Origin of the sequence: Bordetella sp. FB-8, from assembly GCF_000382185.1 — a bacterium.
In the GTDB taxonomy this organism is placed as follows: Bacteria; Pseudomonadota; Gammaproteobacteria; order Burkholderiales; family Burkholderiaceae_B; genus Bordetella.
Window position 1 is genome coordinate 1,928,649 of the sequence record NZ_KB907784.1, and the last position, 19,461, is coordinate 1,948,109.

At 65.5% G+C, this 19,461-nt stretch carries 19 protein-coding genes and 1 tRNA gene; 9 read left to right on the forward strand and 11 right to left on the reverse strand.

Annotated features, from left to right (window positions below; genetic code table 11):
• Positions 1 to 100: 100 nt before the first annotated feature.
• The 6 genes from H143_RS0109240 to hmgA all read right to left on the reverse strand — a co-directional run bounded on the left by H143_RS0109240 (position 101) and on the right by hmgA (position 6,095).
• Positions 101 to 868, reverse strand: coding sequence for an ABC transporter ATP-binding protein (locus H143_RS0109240; protein ID WP_019937956.1), 768 nt, complete (start codon positions 866 to 868; stop codon positions 101 to 103).
• Positions 869 to 920: 52 nt separating this feature from the next.
• Positions 921 to 1,634 carry an ABC transporter permease gene (locus tag H143_RS0109245; protein ID WP_019937957.1) on the reverse strand — a complete coding sequence of 238 codons (714 nt, stop codon included), beginning with the start codon at positions 1,632 to 1,634 and terminating at the stop codon, positions 921 to 923.
• Positions 1,631 to 2,317 (reverse strand): ABC transporter permease, encoded by a 687-nt coding sequence (locus tag H143_RS0109250; RefSeq protein ID WP_019937958.1) that lies wholly within the window; start codon positions 2,315 to 2,317, stop codon positions 1,631 to 1,633. Before H143_RS0109250 ends, H143_RS0109245 begins: the two co-directional genes overlap by 4 nt.
• Before the next feature lie 61 nt (positions 2,318 to 2,378).
• Positions 2,379 to 3,152 (reverse strand): ABC transporter substrate-binding protein, encoded by a 774-nt coding sequence (locus tag H143_RS0109255; RefSeq protein ID WP_019937959.1) that lies wholly within the window; start codon positions 3,150 to 3,152, stop codon positions 2,379 to 2,381.
• A 302-nt stretch (positions 3,153 to 3,454) separates the two neighbouring features.
• Complete coding sequence (gene fahA, locus H143_RS0109260; protein ID WP_019937960.1) at positions 3,455 to 4,768, reverse strand: fumarylacetoacetase; 1,314 nt, start codon at positions 4,766 to 4,768, stop codon at positions 3,455 to 3,457.
• 25 nt (positions 4,769 to 4,793) lie between these two features.
• Positions 4,794 to 6,095: a homogentisate 1,2-dioxygenase gene (gene hmgA / locus H143_RS0109265; RefSeq protein ID WP_019937961.1), complete on the reverse strand. Its 1,302-nt coding sequence runs from the start codon at positions 6,093 to 6,095 to the stop codon at positions 4,794 to 4,796.
• A gap of 173 nt (positions 6,096 to 6,268) precedes the next feature.
• On the opposite strand from hmgA, the gene H143_RS0109270 reads away from it, so the two are divergent.
• Positions 6,269 to 7,171, forward strand: coding sequence for a LysR family transcriptional regulator (locus H143_RS0109270; RefSeq protein WP_019937962.1), 903 nt, complete (start codon positions 6,269 to 6,271; stop codon positions 7,169 to 7,171).
• A 180-nt stretch (positions 7,172 to 7,351) separates the two neighbouring features.
• Here H143_RS0109270 and mutM read toward each other — a convergent pair whose 3' ends face one another.
• A complete protein-coding gene (mutM, locus tag H143_RS0109275; protein WP_019937963.1) occupies positions 7,352 to 8,194 on the reverse strand; it encodes a bifunctional DNA-formamidopyrimidine glycosylase/DNA-(apurinic or apyrimidinic site) lyase in 843 nt (280 codons plus the stop codon).
• 131 nt (positions 8,195 to 8,325) lie between these two features.
• On the opposite strand from mutM, the gene H143_RS21380 reads away from it, so the two are divergent.
• From H143_RS21380 to H143_RS0109315, 8 genes are all read left to right on the forward strand, one after another.
• Positions 8,326 to 10,080 carry a tetratricopeptide repeat protein gene (locus H143_RS21380; RefSeq protein WP_155803581.1) on the forward strand — a complete coding sequence of 585 codons (1,755 nt, stop codon included), beginning with the start codon at positions 8,326 to 8,328 and terminating at the stop codon, positions 10,078 to 10,080.
• Positions 10,077 to 10,688, forward strand: coding sequence for a lipoprotein insertase outer membrane protein LolB (lolB, locus tag H143_RS0109285; protein WP_051094391.1), 612 nt, complete (start codon positions 10,077 to 10,079; stop codon positions 10,686 to 10,688). Before H143_RS21380 ends, lolB begins: the two co-directional genes overlap by 4 nt.
• 10 nt (positions 10,689 to 10,698) lie before the next feature.
• Positions 10,699 to 11,613, forward strand: a complete 915-nt coding sequence (ispE, locus tag H143_RS0109290; protein ID WP_019937967.1) for a 4-(cytidine 5'-diphospho)-2-C-methyl-D-erythritol kinase — start codon at positions 10,699 to 10,701, stop codon at positions 11,611 to 11,613.
• A 1-nt stretch (position 11,614) separates the two neighbouring features.
• Positions 11,615 to 11,688 (forward strand) — tRNA-Gln (locus tag H143_RS0109295).
• Between the two features lie 194 nt (positions 11,689 to 11,882).
• The gene (locus tag H143_RS0109300; RefSeq protein ID WP_019937968.1) at positions 11,883 to 12,833 is read left to right on the forward strand and encodes a ribose-phosphate pyrophosphokinase; all 951 of its coding nucleotides are present in this window, start codon (positions 11,883 to 11,885) and stop codon (positions 12,831 to 12,833) included.
• Positions 12,834 to 12,960: 127 nt separating this feature from the next.
• A complete protein-coding gene (locus H143_RS0109305) occupies positions 12,961 to 13,569 on the forward strand; it encodes a 50S ribosomal protein L25/general stress protein Ctc (protein WP_019937969.1) in 609 nt (202 codons plus the stop codon).
• Between the two features lie 77 nt (positions 13,570 to 13,646).
• Entirely contained in the window at positions 13,647 to 14,243 is a 597-nt protein-coding gene (pth, locus tag H143_RS0109310; protein ID WP_019937970.1) for an aminoacyl-tRNA hydrolase, read from the forward strand.
• 18 nt (positions 14,244 to 14,261) lie between these two features.
• Positions 14,262 to 15,023, forward strand: coding sequence for a type II CAAX prenyl endopeptidase Rce1 family protein (locus tag H143_RS0109315; protein WP_019937971.1), 762 nt, complete (start codon positions 14,262 to 14,264; stop codon positions 15,021 to 15,023).
• Here H143_RS0109315 and H143_RS20330 read toward each other — a convergent pair.
• The 4 genes from H143_RS20330 to H143_RS0109335 are packed head-to-tail and all read right to left on the reverse strand — an operon-like array spanning position 14,983 to position 19,434.
• Positions 14,983 to 16,842: a tetratricopeptide repeat protein gene (locus H143_RS20330; protein WP_019937972.1), complete on the reverse strand. Its 1,860-nt coding sequence runs from the start codon at positions 16,840 to 16,842 to the stop codon at positions 14,983 to 14,985. The two genes, H143_RS0109315 and H143_RS20330, sit on opposite strands and share 41 nt — an antisense overlap.
• A 19-nt stretch (positions 16,843 to 16,861) precedes the next feature.
• Positions 16,862 to 17,542: an MgtC/SapB family protein gene (locus tag H143_RS0109325; protein WP_019937973.1), complete on the reverse strand. Its 681-nt coding sequence runs from the start codon at positions 17,540 to 17,542 to the stop codon at positions 16,862 to 16,864.
• Positions 17,543 to 17,588: 46 nt separating this feature from the next.
• Positions 17,589 to 18,821, reverse strand: coding sequence for a TIGR03862 family flavoprotein (locus tag H143_RS0109330; protein WP_019937974.1), 1,233 nt, complete (start codon positions 18,819 to 18,821; stop codon positions 17,589 to 17,591).
• 55 nt (positions 18,822 to 18,876) lie between these two features.
• Positions 18,877 to 19,434 (reverse strand): NADPH-dependent FMN reductase, encoded by a 558-nt coding sequence (locus tag H143_RS0109335; RefSeq protein WP_019937975.1) that lies wholly within the window; start codon positions 19,432 to 19,434, stop codon positions 18,877 to 18,879.
• Positions 19,435 to 19,461: the final 27 nt, after the last annotated feature.

Below are 19,461 nucleotides of genomic sequence, written 5' to 3' on the forward strand. Positions count from 1 at the left end.
ACTCCCATTAGACAACGGACCCGCAGGCAAAAAAACAGCTTGGTCAGGCGTTCATGCCCGGCGCCTCATGGCCGATGCGTTCCGCCCTGTCCGCATCGCATCACTTCAGGCGTCCCGCGAGAAACTGTCCGAGCCGCTCGCTCCTGGGATTGACGAGCACCTGCTCGGGGGGGCCCTCTTCCTCGATCTTGCCCTGATGCAGGAACACCACGTGGTTCGATACATTGCGTGCGAAGCCCATCTCGTGCGTGACGACGATCATGGTGCGACCCTCGTCGGCGAGCGCCTGCATCACCTTCAGGACTTCGCCGACGAGTTCCGGATCGAGCGCCGACGTCGGCTCGTCGAACAGCATCACCTCGGGCTCCATCGCGAGCGCGCGCGCAATTGCCACCCGCTGCTGTTGTCCGCCGGAAAGATGCGCCGGATACATTGCCTCCATACGCGCGGACAGTCCCACTTTCTCCAGGTACTTGCGCGCACGCGCGATCGCCTCGTCCTTGCCGATGCCCAGCACCGCCATCGGCGCTTCGATCACGTTCTCCAGCGCCGTCATGTGCGCCCACAGATTGAAGTGCTGGAAAACCATCGCCAGCTTCACGCGCAGGCGCTGCAACTGCTTGGGATCGCCGATGCGCGGCGTGCCATGGCGGTCGCGCTCGATGCGGATCGACTCGCCGCCGAGCGTGATGGTGCCCGAGCAAGGCTGCTCGAGAAAGTTGATGCAGCGCAGGAAGGTGCTTTTGCCTGAACCGCTGGAGCCGATGATGCTGATGACGTCGCCCGCCTTCGCGTGCAGCGAGACGCCCTTGAGCACCTCGTTGTCGCCGTATTTCTTGTGCAGGTCGTCCACAATGAGCTTGTACATGTATTGTTCCGTTCTCCGACGGCCTCGCGTGCCGTCCGGCTATGCCGATGAATCAATGGCCCTGAGGCTTGAGGAACGCAAGCCAGCGCGCCTCCAGGCGCCTGAACGCCCAGATCAGCGCGAACACGATCACCGCGTAGAGCAGCGCCGCGATCCCATACGCCTGGAACGACATGTAGGTCGCGGCGTTCACGTCGCGCGTGACCTTCAGGATGTCGGGCACCGTGGCGGTAAATGCGAGCGTCGTGGCGTGCAGCATCAGGATCACCTCGTTGCTGTAGCTGGGCAGCGCGCGCCGCAGCGCCGACGGCAGTATCACGCGCCGGTAGAGCGTGAAGCGCGTCATGCCGTAGGCGAGCCCCGCCTCGATCTCGCCGGCGGGCATGGTCTTGATCGCGCCCGCGAAGATCTCGGTTGCGTACGCGCACTCGTTGAGCGTGAACGCGAGCAGCGTGCAGTTCATCGCGTCGCGAAAGAAGGTATTGAGCCAGGCGTGATCGTGCACGTAATGCAGGCTGTAGATTCCCGTGTAGCAAAGGAGCAGCTGCACGTACAGCGGCGTGCCGCGGAATACGTAGGTGTAGAGCCACACCGGGCCGCAGATAAAGCGGTTCCTCGAAGCGCGCGCGATCGCAAGCGGCACCGCGAAAAGAAAGCCGAGCCCGACCGATACGACGAGCAGCCACAGCGTGATGACCAGGCCGCTGAGCCGGTATCCGTCGCTGTACAGATAGTTTTGCCAATATTGGCCGATCAACTGAATCACGATACAAGCCTGACGCCTACTGAATAGCGCTTCTCGAGATAGATGAGCACAAGATTGGAGAGGGTCGTGATCGCCAGATAGATCGCGCCCGCGACGAGCATGAAGAAAAAGAAGTTGAGCGTGCTCTTGCCTGCGTCCTGGGCCGCCTTGACCAGATCGGAGAGGCCGACGATCGACACGAGCGCCGTCGCCTTCACGAGCACCTGCCAGTTGTTGCCTACGCCCGGCAGCGCGAAGCGCATCATCTGCGGGAACAAGATCCGGCGAAACACGCGGGCGCGGCTCATGCCGAACGCCAGGCCCGCCTCGATCTGGCCGCGCGGCACCGCGAGGAACGCGCCGCGGAACGTCTCGGCAAAGTACGCGCCGTAAATGAAGCCGAGCGTGATGACCCCCGCCCAGAACGGATCGATATCGATCTGGTCCCAGCCCAGCAGGTCGGTCACGTTGTTCAACTGGATTTGCATGCCGTAGAACAGCAGCAGCATCAGCACCAGATCGGGCACCGCGCGGATCAGCGTGGTGTACAGCGTGCCGATTGCGGCCGCCAGCCGGTTGTTCGACAGTTTGGCCGCGGCTCCGGTCAGGCCGAGCGCGACCGCCGCGGCCAGAGACAGCACGGCGAGCTTGGCCGTCATCAGCGTGCCAGCCCAGAGGAGCGGGCCGTAGCCTTGAAAGAACATGCGCAAATTCCTGAAACGGCACGAGGCGCCGCGCGTTGCCGCGCGGCGCCTCGTGTGGCGCTTAACCGCCGTAGACGTCGAACGTGAAGTACTTCTTCTCGATCTTCTTGTACGTGCCGTCCTTGATCATCGCGGCGATGGCCCCGTCGAGCTTGGCCTTCAGGTCGGTGTCTTGCTTGCGCAGGCCGATGCCCGCGCCGTCACCCAGCGTCTTGGGATCGTTGATATTGCCGCCCGCGAACTCGAAGCCCTTGCCGCGCGGCGTGTTCAGAAAGCCGATGTCGGCCTGAACCGCGTCCTGCAGGGCCGCGTCCAGACGGCCGGAGATCAGGTCCGTGTAGACCAGGTCCTGGTTTTCATAGGACACCACGTTCACGCCCTTGGGCGCCCAGTAGGTCTTGGCGTAGGTTTCCTGGATCGTGCCCTGCTCGACGCCCACCGACTTGCCCTTGAGCGATTCAGCGGTCGGCTTCAGGTTCGCGCCCTTCTTGTCGACCAGGCGCGTCGGCGTATTGAACAGCTTGGACGAGAAGGCGATCTGCTCTTCGCGCTTGGGCGTCATGGACATCGAGGACAGCACGCCGTCGAACTTGCGCGCCTTGAGCGCCGGGATCATGCCGTCGAAGTCGTTTTCGATCCATACGCACTTGGCGTGCAGGCGGTGGCAGATCTCGTTGCCCAGATCGATGTCGAAGCCGACCAGTTTGCCGCTGGCATTTTTCGACTCGAACGGAGGGTAGCTTGCATCGACGCCGAAACGGATGGTCGACCAGTCCTTCGCGTGGGCGCCGGCGGCGGCCAGTGCGAGCATGATGCCGAGTGCGATTTTTTTCATAATGTTCCTGAATATTGATTTGCGGTACGAATGCGCTTCGATGACAATGCGCCGGCCGCAAGCGGCGGCTGGCGAAATTGTAGGCGTGATTTCACTCGTCCACGCCAGGCCGGGCAATCCGCGTTTTCCCATAGGCCGCGCTCGTCTGTCAGCGGGTTGCCAGTCTTTCCGGAATTTACCTGCGCTTGCAGCGTAAAAAGCTGACTCGCCCGTTAAATGCGTGCGCCGACGGGCTGAACCTCTCGTGTCTGGCTGAAAAAAACCCCGCCTCAGGCAGGGTGTCGGTCAAGCGCAGAGCGGCCCTAGCGCGCCGGCGCCACCGTGCCCACGCATTCGCCGAAGCCGATGCGCGCATAGCCGGATTTGACGCACTCGGCGCGGAAGATGACCTGATCGCCGTCCTCAAGGAAGGTGCGTTGTTCGCCCCAGGGCAGTTCCAGGGCCTTCTTGCCGCCCTCGGTAAGCTCCAGCAGGGAGGCCGCTTCCGAGGGCGAGGGGCCCGACAGCGTGCCCGAGCCCATCAGGTCGCCGGGCTGCAGATTGCAGCCGTTGACGGTGTGGTGCGCCACCAACTGCGCCAGGGTCCAGTAGGCGTCGCGAAAGTTGCTCGTCGACAGCTTGGCCGGTGCGGCCTTGCCGGCGCGCGATTGCGCGGTGGTGAGCAACACTTGCATCTGCACATTGAAGGCGCCTTGCGCGCTGTTGGCGGCCGAACTCAGGTAGGGCAAGGGCTGCGGATCGGACGCCGGGTGCGCGAATTTTTCGCGAAAGGGCGCCAGCGCGTCCAGGGTGACGATCCAGGGCGAGAGCGTGGACGCGAAGCTCTTGGACAGGAAAGGCCCCAGGGGCTGGTATTCCCAGGCCTGTATATCGCGAGCGGACCAGTCGTTGAAAAGGCTCAGGCCGAAGACATGCTGCTCGGCCTGCTCGATGTCGATGCGCTCGCCCTGCGCATTGCCGGTGCCTACGTAGATGCCCAACTCCAGCTCGTAGTCCAGGCGCTTGCAAGGACCCCATTGCGGCGTGCCGCCTTCGACGGCGGGCCGCTGCTGGCCGACGGGGCGCGCAAAGGTCTGGTTCACGCCCAGGCTGGAGGCCCGGCCGTGATAGCCGATGGGCACCCACTTGTAGTTGGGCAGCAGCGGATTGTCGGGGCGGAACTGCTTGCCCACGGTGGTGGCATGGTGCACCGAGATGTAGAAGTCGGTGTAGTCGCCCACGCGCGCCGGCATGCCGTATTGCGCGTCCGCTTGCGCCACCAGCAGAGGTTCGATCTTGTCTTGCAGCGGCGAGCCCGCGCGCAGCGCGCGCGACAGCGCCAGGCGCAATGCGCGCCAGTGGGCCTGGCCCAGGGCCATCAGCGGATTGAGCGCGTCGCCCGTGCACGCGGCCAGCGCCTGGGCGGCCGGGCCGTCGAAAGGATCGAGAGCGGCCAGCGCGGCCAGATCCACGATGTGCTCGCCGATGGCCACACCGGGGCGCAAGGCTTGGCTTGAACCCGCCCGGCGGAACACGGCATAGGGCAGGTTCTGAATGGGAAAGTCGGTGCCGGCCAGGTTGGCGCTGGCGACCCAGCTTTGCAGCGCGGGGTCGTGGGTTTCATTGATCAGGGTCATGGGGGTCTCTATTGTGCGGATGCGCTCAAGCCTTGGACGGATCGAAATGCCTGGCCAGTCCTTGCCAGCATTCATAGTAATCGGCTTGCAATTGGGGTGAAATCAGCGCGTGCGCGGTAGGCCGGATCACGCGGCGCGTCTCGAACATGAAAGCCATGGTGTCGCGGATGTAGTGCGATGTGCGGATGTCGGCGCGGGAGGCTTTTTCGAAGGTGTCGGCATCGGGGCCGTGGCCGCTCATGCAGTTGTGCAGGCTGGCGCCGCCGGGCACGAAGCCCTCGGCCTTGGCGTCGTACACGCCGTGGATCAGGCCCATGAACTCGCTGGCCACGTTGCGGTGAAACCAGGGCGGGCGGAAGGTGTGCTCCATGGCCAGTATGCGCGGCGGAAAGATGGCGAAGTCCATATTGGCTGTGCCGTGCGTGTCCGAAGGCGATGTGAGCACCGTGAAGATCGAAGGGTCCGGGTGGTCATAGCTGATCGAGCCGATCGCGTTGAAGCGGCGCAGGTCATATTTGTAGGGCGCGTGCGTGCCGTGCCAGGCCACCACATCGAGCGGAGAGTGGCCTATCCTGGCGCGCCAGAACCCGCCGGTGAATTTGGCGATCAGCTCGAAGTCGCCCTCGATGTCCTCGAACCACGCCTGCGGGGTGAGGAAGTCGCGCGCGTTGGCCAGGCAGTTCGAACCGATGGGTCCCAGTTCCGGCAGGCGCAGCGGCGCGCCGAAATTCTCCAGTACGTAGCCGCGGGCCTGGCCGTCGGGCAGCTCGACGCGAAAGCGTATCCCGCGCGGAATCACGGCGATTTCAAGGGGCTCGATGTCGATGCGGCCCAGTTCGGTTGCCAGGCGCAGCCGGCCTTGTTGGGGAACGATGAGCAATTCGCCGTCGGCATCGTAGAAAAAACGGCCTTGCATGGTGCGGTTGGCCGCATACAGGCTGATGCCCACGCCGCTTTGTTCGTCGGGGCTGCCGTTGCCGCCCCAGGTGTGCATGCCTTCAATGAAATCGGTGGGCGCTTCGGGCAGGGGCAGCGGACTCCAGCGCATCTGGTTGGGCGGGGCCGGGGTGCGGCCGAAATCGCTCAGCCAGTCCGGCGCGGCGTCGCAGGCCTGGAAAGGCAGATGCTTGGCGCCCGGGCGGATGCGGTAGGCCCATGAGCGGCGGCTTTCGGCGCGCGGCGCAGTGAAAGCCGTGCCCGAGATCTGCTCGGCATACAGGCCGTAGGGGCAGGTCTGCGGCGAGTTCTGGCCAGATGGCAGAGCGCCGGGCAGGGCCTCGGTGGCCCAGTCGTTGCCAAAGCCCGATTGGTATTGCAGGGTGTCCATGGTGTGTCCTCCGCGGCGCGGCCTGGACCGCGCCAGCACATGAAAAGTGGCTTTTGCCACCTATTTTCGGCAATCTGCGACCCCATTGCTATGGGAATGGAAAAATACGAGATATAAATTTCATGAATAATAGGGCGATGTCGCGCCAAGCCGCGCTTCACGGAAAACCAAGTATGTCCGATCTGCGTCGCCTGGACCTGAACCTGTTGGTCGTATTCCAGCATCTGCTGGAACTGCGCAATATCTCGGCCGTGGCGCGCCGGCTCGACCTGAGCCAGCCGGCGGTGAGCAATGCCTTGCGCCGCCTGCGCGCGACGTTCGGCGACGACCTGTTCGTGCGCACCGGTCAGGGTATGTTGCCCACGCCGCAGGCCGAGCGCCTGGCAGGCCCGGTTGCCGAAGCGCTGGGCCTGCTCGATCGCCTGCTGGAGTCCGACGAGGTATTCGACCCTGTGGGCAGCGCGCGGCGCTTTTGCATCGCCATGAGCGACGTGGGCGAAATCCATTTCATGCCGGCGCTGATGGAGGCCTGCGCGCAGCGCGCGCCCGGCGTACGCATCGACTCGGTGCGCGGCGGGGCCGAGCTGCGGCGCGATATGGAGGCCGGCCGCATCGACCTGGCCGTGGGCGCCTTCGACGGCCTGGATGGCGATATCCTGCACCGCATGCTGTTTCGGCAGGGCTATATGACGCTTTTCCGCAAGGGGCACCCCCAGGCGCACGAGAACATGGGACTCAAGGCTTTCCGTGCCCAGCAGCATCTGATCGTGTCCCACGCCGCGCCCTATGGTCAGATAAACCAGGCCCTCGAGGCGGCTGGCGTGTCGCTGCGCGCGCATCACAGCGTGCCGCACTTCACCGCAGTGCCGCACGTGCTGAGCGTCACCGACCTGCTGGCCACGGTTCCGGCCAAGCTGGCCGCCCAGACGGCGACTCGCTTTGGCTTGCAGACGATGGTTCCGCCATTGCGTGCGCCCCCGCTGCAGACCAATCTGTATTGGCAGCGGCGGTTTCACCGGGATGCGGGCAATCAGTGGTTGCGTGGGTTGATCGTGGAGCTGTTCGTGCAGGGTTGAAGCATGCTTCATGCGATGGCATTTAAGGCTCCCGATGTGCTGAAGCCATGAGCCTGCGGCAGGGCGGAGCAATCCGAAGCGCGGGGCGTTCCAACGTCTGCGCGGTGTAGCGTCGAACATCGGCATTGCGCAGTCCTGTCGCAGGCGGCTCAAGTACTCAAATCGAGACTGAGGGATCTATCAACGCTTCTGGCACTGCGGGCAAAAATAGGTGGCGCGCTGCCCCTGCACCAATCTGCGTATGGGCGTGCCACAGCTCTTGCAAGGCTGGCCAGCGCGTTCATACACGGCAGCGTGGATTGCGAAATAAGCCCCGGGCTCGCCACTGGCGTCCACGTAGTCGCGTAGCGTGCTGCCCCCCGATTCCAGCGCATCGGACAGCGTGGTGCGTATGGCCAGGGCCAGGCGCTCGCAGCGGGGCAGCGAGATTTTGCCGGCTGCAGTGCGCGGGTCGATGCCGGCGCGAAACAGGCTCTCCGAGCAATAGATGTTTCCCACACCCACTACCGCCGATCCGGCCAGTAGCGCCTGTTTGACGGCTATGCCGCGCTTCTGAAAGTGGCGGTGCAGCCAGCGGCCGTCGAAACGCGGGTCGAAGGGTTCTATGCCCAGCTTGGCCAGCAGGGGGTGGTTTTCCACCGGGCCGTCTTCGGCGGAATGCCAGAGCACGGCGCCGAATCGGCGCGGATCGTGCAGGCGCAGGGTGGCGTGGTCGAAAATCCACTCGACATGATCATGCTTGCGCAATAGGGGCGGCCCGGCGCAGGGGCCGCTGCTCACAACACGCAAGGAACCCGACATGCCCAGATGGACAATCTGTACCCCGTGTTCGAAACGCAACAACAGGTATTTGCCGCGGCGGTTGCATTCGATGACTATGCGGCCCGCCAGCAGGGCGGGCAATTCGACCGGAATGGGCCAGCGCATGCGCGATTCGTGCACCAGCAGGCGGCGCAACGGCTTACCCGTGATGACGGCATCGATTCCGCGGCGGGTGGTCTCGACTTCAGGCAATTCCGGCATGAGCCAGTGTAAGATGAGTCGTTACTAACTTGGCAATTGTGCCATTGCCGTCCAAACCCCGATAGGCAGCTACGTTGTCGTACTCTTTCATCAAAGTCGGAACTGCCGCATTGGCGCTCCTACTGGCCGGCATGCAGCCCTTGCAGGCCCATGCTCAAACCGCCCCGGCCCCGGCTCAAAATCCCGCCCCTGTTTCGCCGCCGATCGCAGGCCGCAGTATTCAATTGCGCCAGGGCAAGCTGCCCTTGGTGCGGTTGACGGGCGATATCTTCTATCGGGTGGTGGCCGCCGAAATCGCCGCGCAGCGCGGCCTGTACGGTGCCGCGGCCGGCACGCTGGTCCCGCTTGCCCGCGAAACCGGCGATCCGCGTCTGGCGCACCGAGCGCTCGAATTCCAGCTGGCCGGCGGCAACCTGGCCGGTGCGCTCGAAGCCGCGCACCTGTGGGCGCAGCTTGCACCCTACGATAGCAATGCTGGCGCGGCCGAGCTCGCCCTGGCGGCCGCCAACGGTCAGACCCGCGGCATGGCCGCCGCCCTGCGCGCGCGCATCGAGAAGTCCGCGGACAAGCCCGCGGCCATCACCCAGGCCATGGGTGTGGTCAGCCGGCTCAACGATCGCCGCCTGGGCCTGCGCATCATGGACCAAGCTCTGAGCGATCCGGCCGTGCGCAAGTTGCCGGCCGCTTCGCTTGCCCTGTCCGACGCCGCGCATGCGGCCGGCGACGACGCCCGCGCCGTGGCCGAGGCCCGCACCGCCCTGGCCGCCGATCCCAAGTCCGAGCCGGCCGCGCTGCGCGCGCTGGAATACGGCATGTCGGTCGATCCCGCTGCGGCGCAGGCGCAGGCGCGCGGCTTCCTCGCCCGCAACCCCAATGCGCGCCGCCTGCACCTGATGCTGGTGGGGCAGATGGTCAATAATGGCAAGTACGATCAGGCCCTGGCCGAACTCAACGCCATGTCGCGCCGCACCCCCGAGGATTTCGACCTGCTCTACATGCAGGCGCAGGTGGCCTACCGCGCCGGCCGCCTGGATCAGGCTCGTGCCCTGCTTGGCCAATACCTGGACGTGCAGGAGCAGCGCCAGCGCAGCACCGCGCCGGGCGCCACCATGGCTTCGGCTTCGGCGTCGGACGCCCACGTCCTGCTGGCGCGCATCGACGAGGATCAGGGTCGCATCGACGAGGCCATCGCGGAACTTGGCCGCATCCAGGACCCGACCATGCGCTATGGCGCGCAGTTGCGCCAGGCGGTGCTGACCGCGCGCCAGGGACACACCGACAAGGCGCTGGCCCTGCTGGGCAGCACCGCGCCCCAGGACGACGACGAGCGCGTGCAGGGGTACCTGACCCGCAGCCAGATCCTGCGCGATGCCGGCCGCATGGATGCAGCCGTCGCCACGCTCAAGACGGCCGACCGCGCTTTCCCTGATGCGCCTGCGATCAAGTATGAGCTGGCCATGCTCAACGAGCGCCTGGGCCGCATCGGCGAGGTCGAGCGTCTGCTGCGGCAGGTCATCGCCCTCAGTCCGGACAACGCCCAGGCCTACAATGCGCTGGGCTACACGCTGGCCGATCACAATAAGCGGCTGCCCGAGGCGCTGGACCTGATCACGCAGGCCCTGAACATCGCGCCCAACGATCCCTTCATCCTCGACAGCATGGGCTGGGTGCGGTTCCGCATGGGGCAGCTGGACCGCGCAGCCGAGTATCTGCGCCGGGCTTACGCGCAGCGCCCCGAAGCCGACATCTGTGCGCACTATGCCGAGGTGCTCTGGGATAAGGGCGAGCATGAGCGCGCTACCGCGCTGCTGCGCGAGGGCTACAAGAAAGATCCCAAAAATCCCACGGTGCTCGATACGCTCAAGCGCCTGGGAGTCACGCCTTGAACGCAGCCGCCGCGGCGCGCGCAATCGCGCGCGGGCTGGCCCGGGTCGCGGCGGCCGCCGCGCTGGCGGCGCTGGCCGCTTGCGCCACGCCGCCCAGGCCCATGATCGCGCCGGACATATCGCCCGACGCCTTCTCGCGGATCGGGCGCTTTGCCATCACCGTGACGCATGGCGACGGCAAGGTCGAGGCCGTGCAGGGCGGTTTTGCCTGGCGCGACGACGGCCGGCACTATCAGCTCGACCTTACCAACCCGCTCGGCTCTACCGAGGCGCGCGTCGAAGGCCGGCCCGGTTCTGCGCTGCTGCTGCGCGCCGACGGCAGCCGGCTGCAGGCGCAGGACCCCGATGCATTGGTGCAAGACGCGCTTGGCAGCCCGGTGCCGGTCGGCGGCCTGCGCGATTGGCTGCGCGGCCGCCTGATGCCCGGCCAGGCCGACGACCTCAAGCGCGACAGCCGCGGCCGGCCCGAGTCCTTCGGCCAGTACGGTTGGCACGCGCGCCTGTCGCGCTATGACGCGCAGGGGCCGCGGTTGCTGGTGCTGCGGCGCGAGCAGCCGCAAAGCGCGATCTCGGTGCGCCTGGTGGTGGACACACCCGATCCGTCCTAGCCGTGCCGCCATGACTTGCGCCACACTTTACGACGTACCGGCGCCGGCCAAGCTCAACCTCTTCCTGCATGTGGTGGGCCGCCGCGCCGACGGCTATCACTTGCTGCAAACGGCGTTCCGCTTCATCGACCTGGCCGACATGCTGCATTTCGAGCGCCGTGCCGACGGCGTGATCGAACGCGCCTATGACCTGCCCGGCGTGGCGCCGCATGAAGACCTGGTCGTGCGCGCGGCGAGTGCCTTGCAGCAGGCCACGGGCACCCGCCATGGCGTGCGCATCGGCTTGGTCAAGCGCATTCCGCAGGGCGGCGGCCTGGGCGGCGGCTCCAGTGACGCGGCCACCACGCTGGTCGCGCTCAACCGGCTCTGGAACACCGGCCTGTCGCGTCGCGAGTTGATGGCGCTGGCCTTGCCGCTGGGCGCGGACGTGCCGGTGTTCGTGTTTGGCCGATCGGCGTTCGCCCAGGGCGTAGGCGAGGACCTGAACGCGGTGGATCTGCCCGAAGCGGGCTACCTGGTGGCGCAACCCGATGCCAGCGTGCCCACTGCTGCCATTTTCGGCGCCCCTGATTTGACACGGGATACCAAACCCGTCAAAATAGCGGACTTTCTTGCTAAGCCCTGCGCTCGCTTTGGCAAAAATGATCTGGAGCCTGTGGCTTTTGCCCGCTACCCTGAAATTTTCAGGTGTAGCCAGTGGTTGGAAGCACAGCTTGCCGCGCCGGTGCGGATGTCCGGCTCCGGTGCGTGTCTTTTTGTCGAGTTTGCCACGCAGGCCCGAGCGCTTTTGGCTCAGCAAGAAATAACCGCTACAATGCGCGTCGCTGCAAACAGTACACGTTGCGGCACAGCGCCGGAATTTCGGTTGATCCAGGCATGCGCCGGTTTGGCTGAGCATCCGTTGTGGCACTGGATTGCAAGTTAGTTGGGGAGTCGCCAAGCTGGTTAAGGCACCGGATTTTGATTCCGGCATGCGAAGGTTCGAATCCTTCCTCCCCAGCCCAACAAAATTAAAAAAGAAGCTGTTGAACACGAGACGGGTTCAGCAGCTTTTTTTTGCCGTCCTGTCACCTCAAGGCAAAAGCGGGCCCCTCGCAGGGCTGGCCGAGCTCAAGGCGCAGCGCGGGGCCTTTTCCTTTTGCGCCCTTCCCGTCGGTCGGGCAAAAGCCGTCAGCAAATACGTGGCATAGCATCATGGCAAACGATAGCTTCATGATCTTCACCGGTACGGCCAATCCGCGTCTGGCCGTCGACGTTGTCAACCATCTGGACATGTCCCTGGGCAAGATGGCCGTGGGCCGCTTCTCGGATGGCGAAGTCATGGCCGAGATCAACGAGAACGTCCGCGGACGCGACGTGTTCGTGCTGCAGCCCACCTGCGCGCCCACCAACGACAACCTGATGGAAATCATGGTGATGGTCGATGCCTTGCGCCGGGCCTCGGCCGGCCGCATCACCGCCGCCATTCCCTATTTCGGCTATGCCCGCCAGGATCGCCGTCCGCGTTCGGCCCGCGTGGCTATTTCGGCCAAGGTCGTGGCCAATATGCTGCAGGTCGCCGGCGTCGACCGCGTGCTCACCATGGACCTGCACGCCGACCAGATCCAGGGCTTTTTCGACATTCCGGTCGACAACATCTATGCCGCCCCCATCCTGCTGGGCGACATCTGGCGCCGGGATTTCTCGAATCTGGTCGTGGTCTCGCCCGATATCGGCGGCGTGGTGCGCGCCCGAGCGCTGGCCAAGCAGCTCGAAGCCGACCTGGCCATCATCGACAAGCGACGTCCGCGTGCCAATGTGTCGGAAGTGATGAACATCATCGGCGAGGTCGACGGCCGCACCTGTCTGATCATGGACGACATGGTCGATACCGCCGGCACGCTGGTCAAGGCCGCCCAGGCGCTCAAGGAGCGCGGCGCCGGCGCGGTGTACGCGTATTGCACGCACTCCGTGCTGTCGGGGCCGGCCATCGAGCGCATCGAAGCTTCCGAACTGGACGAGCTGGTGGTGACCGACACTATCCCGCTGTCGGAGACGGCCGCCGCCTGCGGCAGGATCCGGCAATTGTCGTGCGCCTCGTTGCTGGGCGAGACGATTCTGCGCATATCCAACGCGGAATCGGTCAGTTCGCTGTTCTCAGATTGAACGTATTGAAAAATCTGCCCCGCGCTGGTCGCGGTGTGGGGCGATGAAGCCGGGCGCATGTCGCGCCCGGACAACCCGGCGGTGCAACGTGTATTGCGCTGCTTTATTTGCAAGTTTGGAGTTTTCCATGAAATTTTCTGCCACTGCGCGTAGCGTTCAGGGTTCGAGTGCGAGCCGCCGCCTGCGCCGCGCGGGCCGCGTTCCTGCCATTGTTTATGGCGGTACGGCTGCCCCGCTGAACATCGAACTCGATCACAACGAGATCTACCATGCCCTGCGCAAGGAATCCTTCCACGCCTCGATCCTGACGATGGAAGTGGCCGACGGCCAGAACGAGCAGGTGTTGCTGCGTTCGGTCCAATGGCACCCGTACAAGCAGCAGGTGCTGCACGTCGACTTCCAGCGCGTCGATGCCAATCAGGCCCTGCATACCAAGGTGCCCCTGCACTTCGTCAACGGCGACGTCTCGCCCGCGGTCAAACTGTCCGGCGCGCTGATTTCGCACGTCATGAACGAAGTCGACATCGTCTGCCTGCCGTCCAACCTGCCCCAATTCATCGAAGTGAACCTGGGCGACATGTTGGTTGGCAGTTCGGTCCATGCCTCCGACCTCAAGCTGCCGCTCGGGGTGACCCTGAACCTGCACGGCAACAACCCGGTCGTGGCCACCGCCATGGTCAAGGGTGGCGCTGCTGCCGAAGAGACCGCTGCCGGCGGCGAGCAGCCCGCAGCCTAAGCCGAGCAGGGCATGGCCCTTCGCAACAAACCCCGCGCGTGCTTTTGCATCCGCGGGGTTTTTTATACATTTCACCGATGAGCGATCCCATCCGTCTGATCGTCGGCCTGGGCAACCCCGGACCCGAATACGAGACCACGCGACATAACGCCGGCTTCTGGCTGGCCGATCATTACGCCGACGACCTGCGGGCCTCGTTCAATTTCGAGAAGGCCTTCTTCGGCATGGTGGCCAAGGCCAGGCGGGGCGGGGAGAACGTGCTGCTGCTCAAGCCGGCGACCTATATGAACCGTTCGGGCCAGGCCGTGGGGGCGATGGCGCGTTTCTACAAGATCGAGCCCGTGCAGGTGCTGGTGCTGCATGACGAGCTCGATCTGCTGCCGGGCCAGGTAAAGATCAAGCAGGGCGGCGGACATGCCGGCCACAACGGCCTGAAAGACATCCAGTCCGCGCTGGGCAGCCCGGATTTCTGGCGCATACGCATCGGTATTGGTCATCCGCGCACGCTGGGGCTGGCCCAGCCGGTGTCGGATTTTGTCTTGCATCCACCGCGCCGCGATGAACTGACCGGGATAGAGGCCGTGATCGACCGCTGCCGCGCCGTGCTGCCTGCCCTGCTCGACGGTGAGCTGGCGCAGGCCACCCGCCAGCTGCATGGCGGCAATCCCGCCTGAATCCGCATCGCACACACCATGACCCGAGCCATTTGCGCGCCACCTACTTTTCGACAGGATCTGGCCGATTTCTGGCGTTTCCTGCGGCATCCCGATCTGCGCCGCTCGCCGGGACGCAGGGCGAGCGGCAGCCTCAAGAGCGACTGGTGGCCGGGCGTCTCCGTGGGCCGCCTGCTGGCCTGGGCCGCGGTGCTGTGGCTCGTCAATGCGGCGCTTTTCGGCCCCTTATCCTTGCATGTGGCGCAAAAACTGGGCGCCGAGCATCGCCTGGACGCCGAGCATGTGCCGGTGCTCATCGCCATACTCTGGGCGCCGGTGGCCGAGGAGCTGTTGTTTCGTTATTGCATGCGCCGGCCCGGGCAGGCGTGGTGGATGGTGCCGCTGGCTGTCGTGCTGGTGATGAATCCGCTGCGCGTATTGGGCTGGATCGTACTGGCGATCGTGCTACTGGCGGCTTGGCGGCCCCTGCGCCGCGGGCGCATTGCCCATGGACACTGGGCCCGCGCCTGGCGCCGCGAGTACGTGCGTGTCTACGGCGCGATCTATCACCTGGTGGCGGTGATCTTCGCGGCGGTCCATCTGCACAACTTCCTCTTGGACAGGACCACCCTCTGGCTATTGCCGTTTCTGGTGCTGCCGCAATGGGTCACCGGCCTGGTGCTGGGCTGGATGCGCACGCGCCGCGGCATCGGCGCATCGATGGCCCTGCACGCCCTGTTCAATGCAGGGCCGGTGCTGGTCATCGTGGCGACACTGCATTTCTTTCCAGGCAGCGCATAAGCAGGGCCTGGCGCAACTGCTCCACGGGGCCGTCCCAGTCGCCCAGCGACGTCTGGCGGAAAAGCCGCATCGTGCCGGGATACCAGGGTGAGGTTTCACCATCGAGCATCCAGCGCCAGTCGGTGCCCTCGATGGGCAGCAGTACCCAGCAGGGAACGCCCAGCGCGCCTGCCACGTGAGTTGCGGCGGTGTCCACGCAGATCAGCAGATCCAGCTGCGCGATGATCGCGGCGCTGTCGGCGAAGTCGACAATGTCCGAGCCCAGATGCACGAGCGGCTGGTCTTGCGCGGGCAGGCAGGCCTCTTGTTCGCCCTGGCCCTTCTGCACGCTGATCAAGCTCACGCCGGGCACCTGCCATAGCGGCGCCAGCGCGCGCAGGCTGGGCAAGGAGCGATTGGCGTCGTTCAGGTGTTGGGCATTGCCTTTCCATGTCAGGCCGACCTTCAGGCCGGTCAATCCGTCCAGCCGTCGGCGCCAGCGCTCCAGGCGCGCGCAATCCGGCTGCAGGTAGACCGCCGGAGGAATGTCGTCGAACGTTGCCGTGTTCAACAGACGGGGCAGGCTCATTATCAGAGTCCAGTAGTCGTACCCGGCCAGCGCCAGCGCATCGTCCATCGTGGCCGTCTTGCCGGTGCCCACGACGGCATCGACGTGCGGCAGCCCTTCGAAAAGGGGCTTGAGCGGCGTCTGGCACACCAGCACGATGCGGCTTGCGCCCAGCGCTTTCAGGCGCGGCAGATACCGAGCGAACTGGATCATGTCGCCGAACCCCTGCTCCTGCCAGAGCACCAGCGACTTGCCCTGCAGCGATTCGCCCTGCCATTGCGGGTAATTGAGCGTGGTGGGAACGGGCCAGCGGGTGAGGGTCTGGCGCTGCGAGTCGTAGCGCGATTCGTACAGAGGCCAGGCTTCGGCCAGCCGGCCTTGCCGCAGCAGAACGAAGCCAAGGCCGAAACGAATGTCGGGAGACTGGGGGCGCAGTGCGAAGGCCTTGCGCAGCGCGTCCTCGGACTCGGATAGGCGATTGAGATTGTCGAGAACAACGCCCAGATTGCTCCAGGTGTTCCAGTCGTTCGGGGTCAGGGCCAGCACGCGGCGGTAAACGCCTTCGGCTTGCGCGAATTTGTTCTGGCGGTGCAGAACCGCGCCCAGATGCTCCAGCAAGGAGGTGTTGCCGGGGTCGAGCGCGACGGCCTTGCGGTAGTGCGATTCGCCCTGAGGCAGTCGGTTCTGCAGAATCAGCACGCAAGCCAGGCACGCATGGGCCAGGGACGATTGCGGCTGCAGCGCCAGCGCCAGGCGGTAGCTTTGTTCGGCCTCGGGCAGGCGTCCCAGCGTGACCATCAGCGTGCCCAGGTCCTGGTGCGCCTGGGCATAGCCGGGCCGATGATGGACGGCCTGCCGGTACGCCGACTCCGCTTCGATATGCTGGCCCATGTCATCGAGCAGCATCCCCAGGTCGTGATGCACGTCGGGCAGGTCAGAGCGCAGCGCCAGCGCGCGCCGGTAGGCCGACACGGCATCGTTGAGCCGGCCATCCTCCCGGTACAGCTGGGCCAGCCTGAGCCAGCTCGGGGCATGGGAATCGTTGCAGCTCAGGGCCTGCTGGTAGGCATTGAGGGCCTGCTGCGGCTGGCCGGTCTGCTGCAGCGCATGGCCCAGGTGGTAATGCGCGTCGGCCATGCGGGGCTGCAAGGCCAGTGCCTGGCGCAGCACCAGGATGGCGTTCCGTGCCTGGCCTTGCGCGATGAGCTCGGCGCCGCTGCGGACCCGCTGTTCTGCCTGTTCGTTCAGATCAATGTGGGCGGGAAAGGGCATGGGACAGCCAGTGAACCGTTCAATCGCGGCGGAATTCGCGCACGCCCGGGATGTCTTTGAACTTGCTGCAGAGCATGTCGAAATCGTCGGTCGAGGTACGCGACAAGGCGATTCGCACGTCGTCAAAGTCCGGGCTTTCCTCGGACTGCTGCATGATGAATTGCTTGACCCGCACGCTGCTGGTGCCGAGTGCGCTATGTACGGTGTCCAGCGAGATGCTGCCGCGATCGGCCAGGATATGCAGGCTGCGCTGCTGCTTGACGGAGATGAAGCGGCGTTCGATGGGCTTGATGCCGGCCAGGATGACAAGGATGATGAACGTCGCGCAGCCGGCGGCCGTGTATAGGCCGCCGCCCGTCGCCAGGCCGATGCCGGCGACGGACCAGAGGCTGGCCGCCGTCGTCAGCCCGCGCACGACTTCGCCGCGCAGCAGGATGGACCCGGCGCCCAGAAAGCCGATGCCCGACACCACCTGTGCTGCCACGCGCGACGGATCCAAGGTCACGTCCTTCTGGCCGAGCGCGTCAGAGAAACCGAAGATCGACACCAGCATGATGAGGGAGGCGCCGACGCACACCAACATGTGCGTGCGCAGGCCCGCGGCCCAGTTGAGCCGTTCGCGCTCGAAGCCGATGACACTGCCCAGCAGCGCGGCAAGGACCAGGCGGAAGATAAGTTCGAAATGGCTGATCGTCAGCATGACTCGTATTGCCTCCAGTTTTTGAACGGTATCGCCGGATTATCGTTCAGCTTGCCAGCCAGCGCAGCAAGCCTTGCGCCGCCGCCCGGCCGCTGGCGATGCAGCCGGTCAGCAGATAGCCGCCGGTGGGCGCTTCCCAGTCCAGCATCTCGCCTGCGCAGAAGACGCCGGGCAGCCGCCTGAGCATGCAATGGTCGTCCAGCGCTTGAAAGCGCACGCCGCCGGCGGTACTGATGGCCTGGTCCATCGGCCGGGCGGCCGTCAGCACCAGCGGCAGCGCCTTGATGGCGCGGGCCAACCGCTCGGCGTCCTGCATGGCGTCCCGATCCAGCACTTCGCGCAGCAGCGCGGCCTTGACCCCGGCGATGCCCACGCGGCTTTGCAAGTGCGAGGACAAGGAGCGCGCGCCGCGCGGGTGGGTCGTGTCGGCCAGCACGCGCTCGAAGGCGCGGTCCGGCAGCAGGTCCAGTGTCAGCACCGCCCGGCCGTCGCGTTCGATCCGGTCGCGCAGGGCGGCCGACAGGGCATAGATCAGGCTACCTTGAACACCGTGTTCGCTGGCGACGAATTCGCCGCGGCGCTGCAGGAGCGTGCCGTCCGCGGCGGGGCAACTGGCCTGCACATTTTTCAGCGGCGCGCCGGCGAACTTGTCGCGAAAGAACGCCGACCAGCCGATGTCGAATCCACAGTTGGCGGGCTTGAGCGGCGCGATGTCCACGCCATGCCGGGCCAGTGTCGGCACCCATGCGCCGTCCGATCCCAGCTTGGCCCAGCTGCCGCCGCCCAGCGCCAGGATCACGGCTCGGGGCTCGAGCGCGGTCTCGCCGGCGGGCGTAGCAAAGCGCAGCCGTCCTGCTTCGTCCCAGCCTGTCCAGCGATGGCGGGCGTGGGTCGCAACGCCGTTGGCGCGCAGGCGATGCACCCAGGCGCGCAGTAGCGGAGCGGCTTTCATCTCGAGCGGGAACACGCGTCCCGAGGTGCCGACGAAAGTCTCGATGCCCAGGCCATGCGCCCAATCGCGCAACGCCTGCGGGGGGTAGGCGCGCACCAGGGGCCCGAGCTCGGCCTGCCGCTCGCCGTAGCGGGACAGAAAGCGATCGAGCGGTTCGCTGTGGGTGAGATTGAGTCCGCCGCGGCCTGCCATGAGGAATTTGCGTCCCAGCGACGGCATGGCGTCGAACAGATCGGCGTGTACGCCGGCGGCGGCAAGTACTTCGGCGGCGGCCAGTCCTGCTGGGCCGCCGCCGACGATGGCGATGCGGGAAGAAGATTGCGGCATGCGGCGCAGTGTAGAGCGTATTGCGGCGCCGGCCGAGGCCGCCTTCGGATCCGCGTCAGTTGCCGGCGCGGATCCGCTCTATCCAGTCGGCGAATTTGCCGGAGAAGCTCTTGAGGAAGTCGCGGGTGGCGTCGTTGTTGACCTTGCCGTCGGCGCCGATGAAATCGCCCGCCTTGGACAGGTACATTTCCGGCTGCTGCAGGACAGGCATGTCCAGGAACACCAGAGGCTGGCGCAGGTGGTGGTTGGCGCCGAATCCGCCCAAGAGGCCCGGCGACACGCTGATGACGGCTGCCGGCTTGCCCTGCCATACGCTCTTGCCATAGGGCCGCGAGCCCACGTCGATGGCGTTCTTCATGGCGCCCGGCATCGAGCGGTTGTATTCCGGGGTAACAAAGAGCACGGCATCGGCCTTGGCCACTTCACCGCGAAAACGCGTCCAGGGAGCCGGGGCGTCTTCGTCCAGGTCCGGGTTGTAGAGCGGCAGGTCGCCGATCTCGACGATGTCCAGGTTCAGGCGCGGCGCGGCCAGTTCTTTGACCGCCAGGGCCACGCAGCGGTTGAAGGAGGCTTTGCGCAGGCTGCCGACGATGACGGCGACGTTCAGAGACATGGAGGATTCCTTTTCAGCAATGAATAA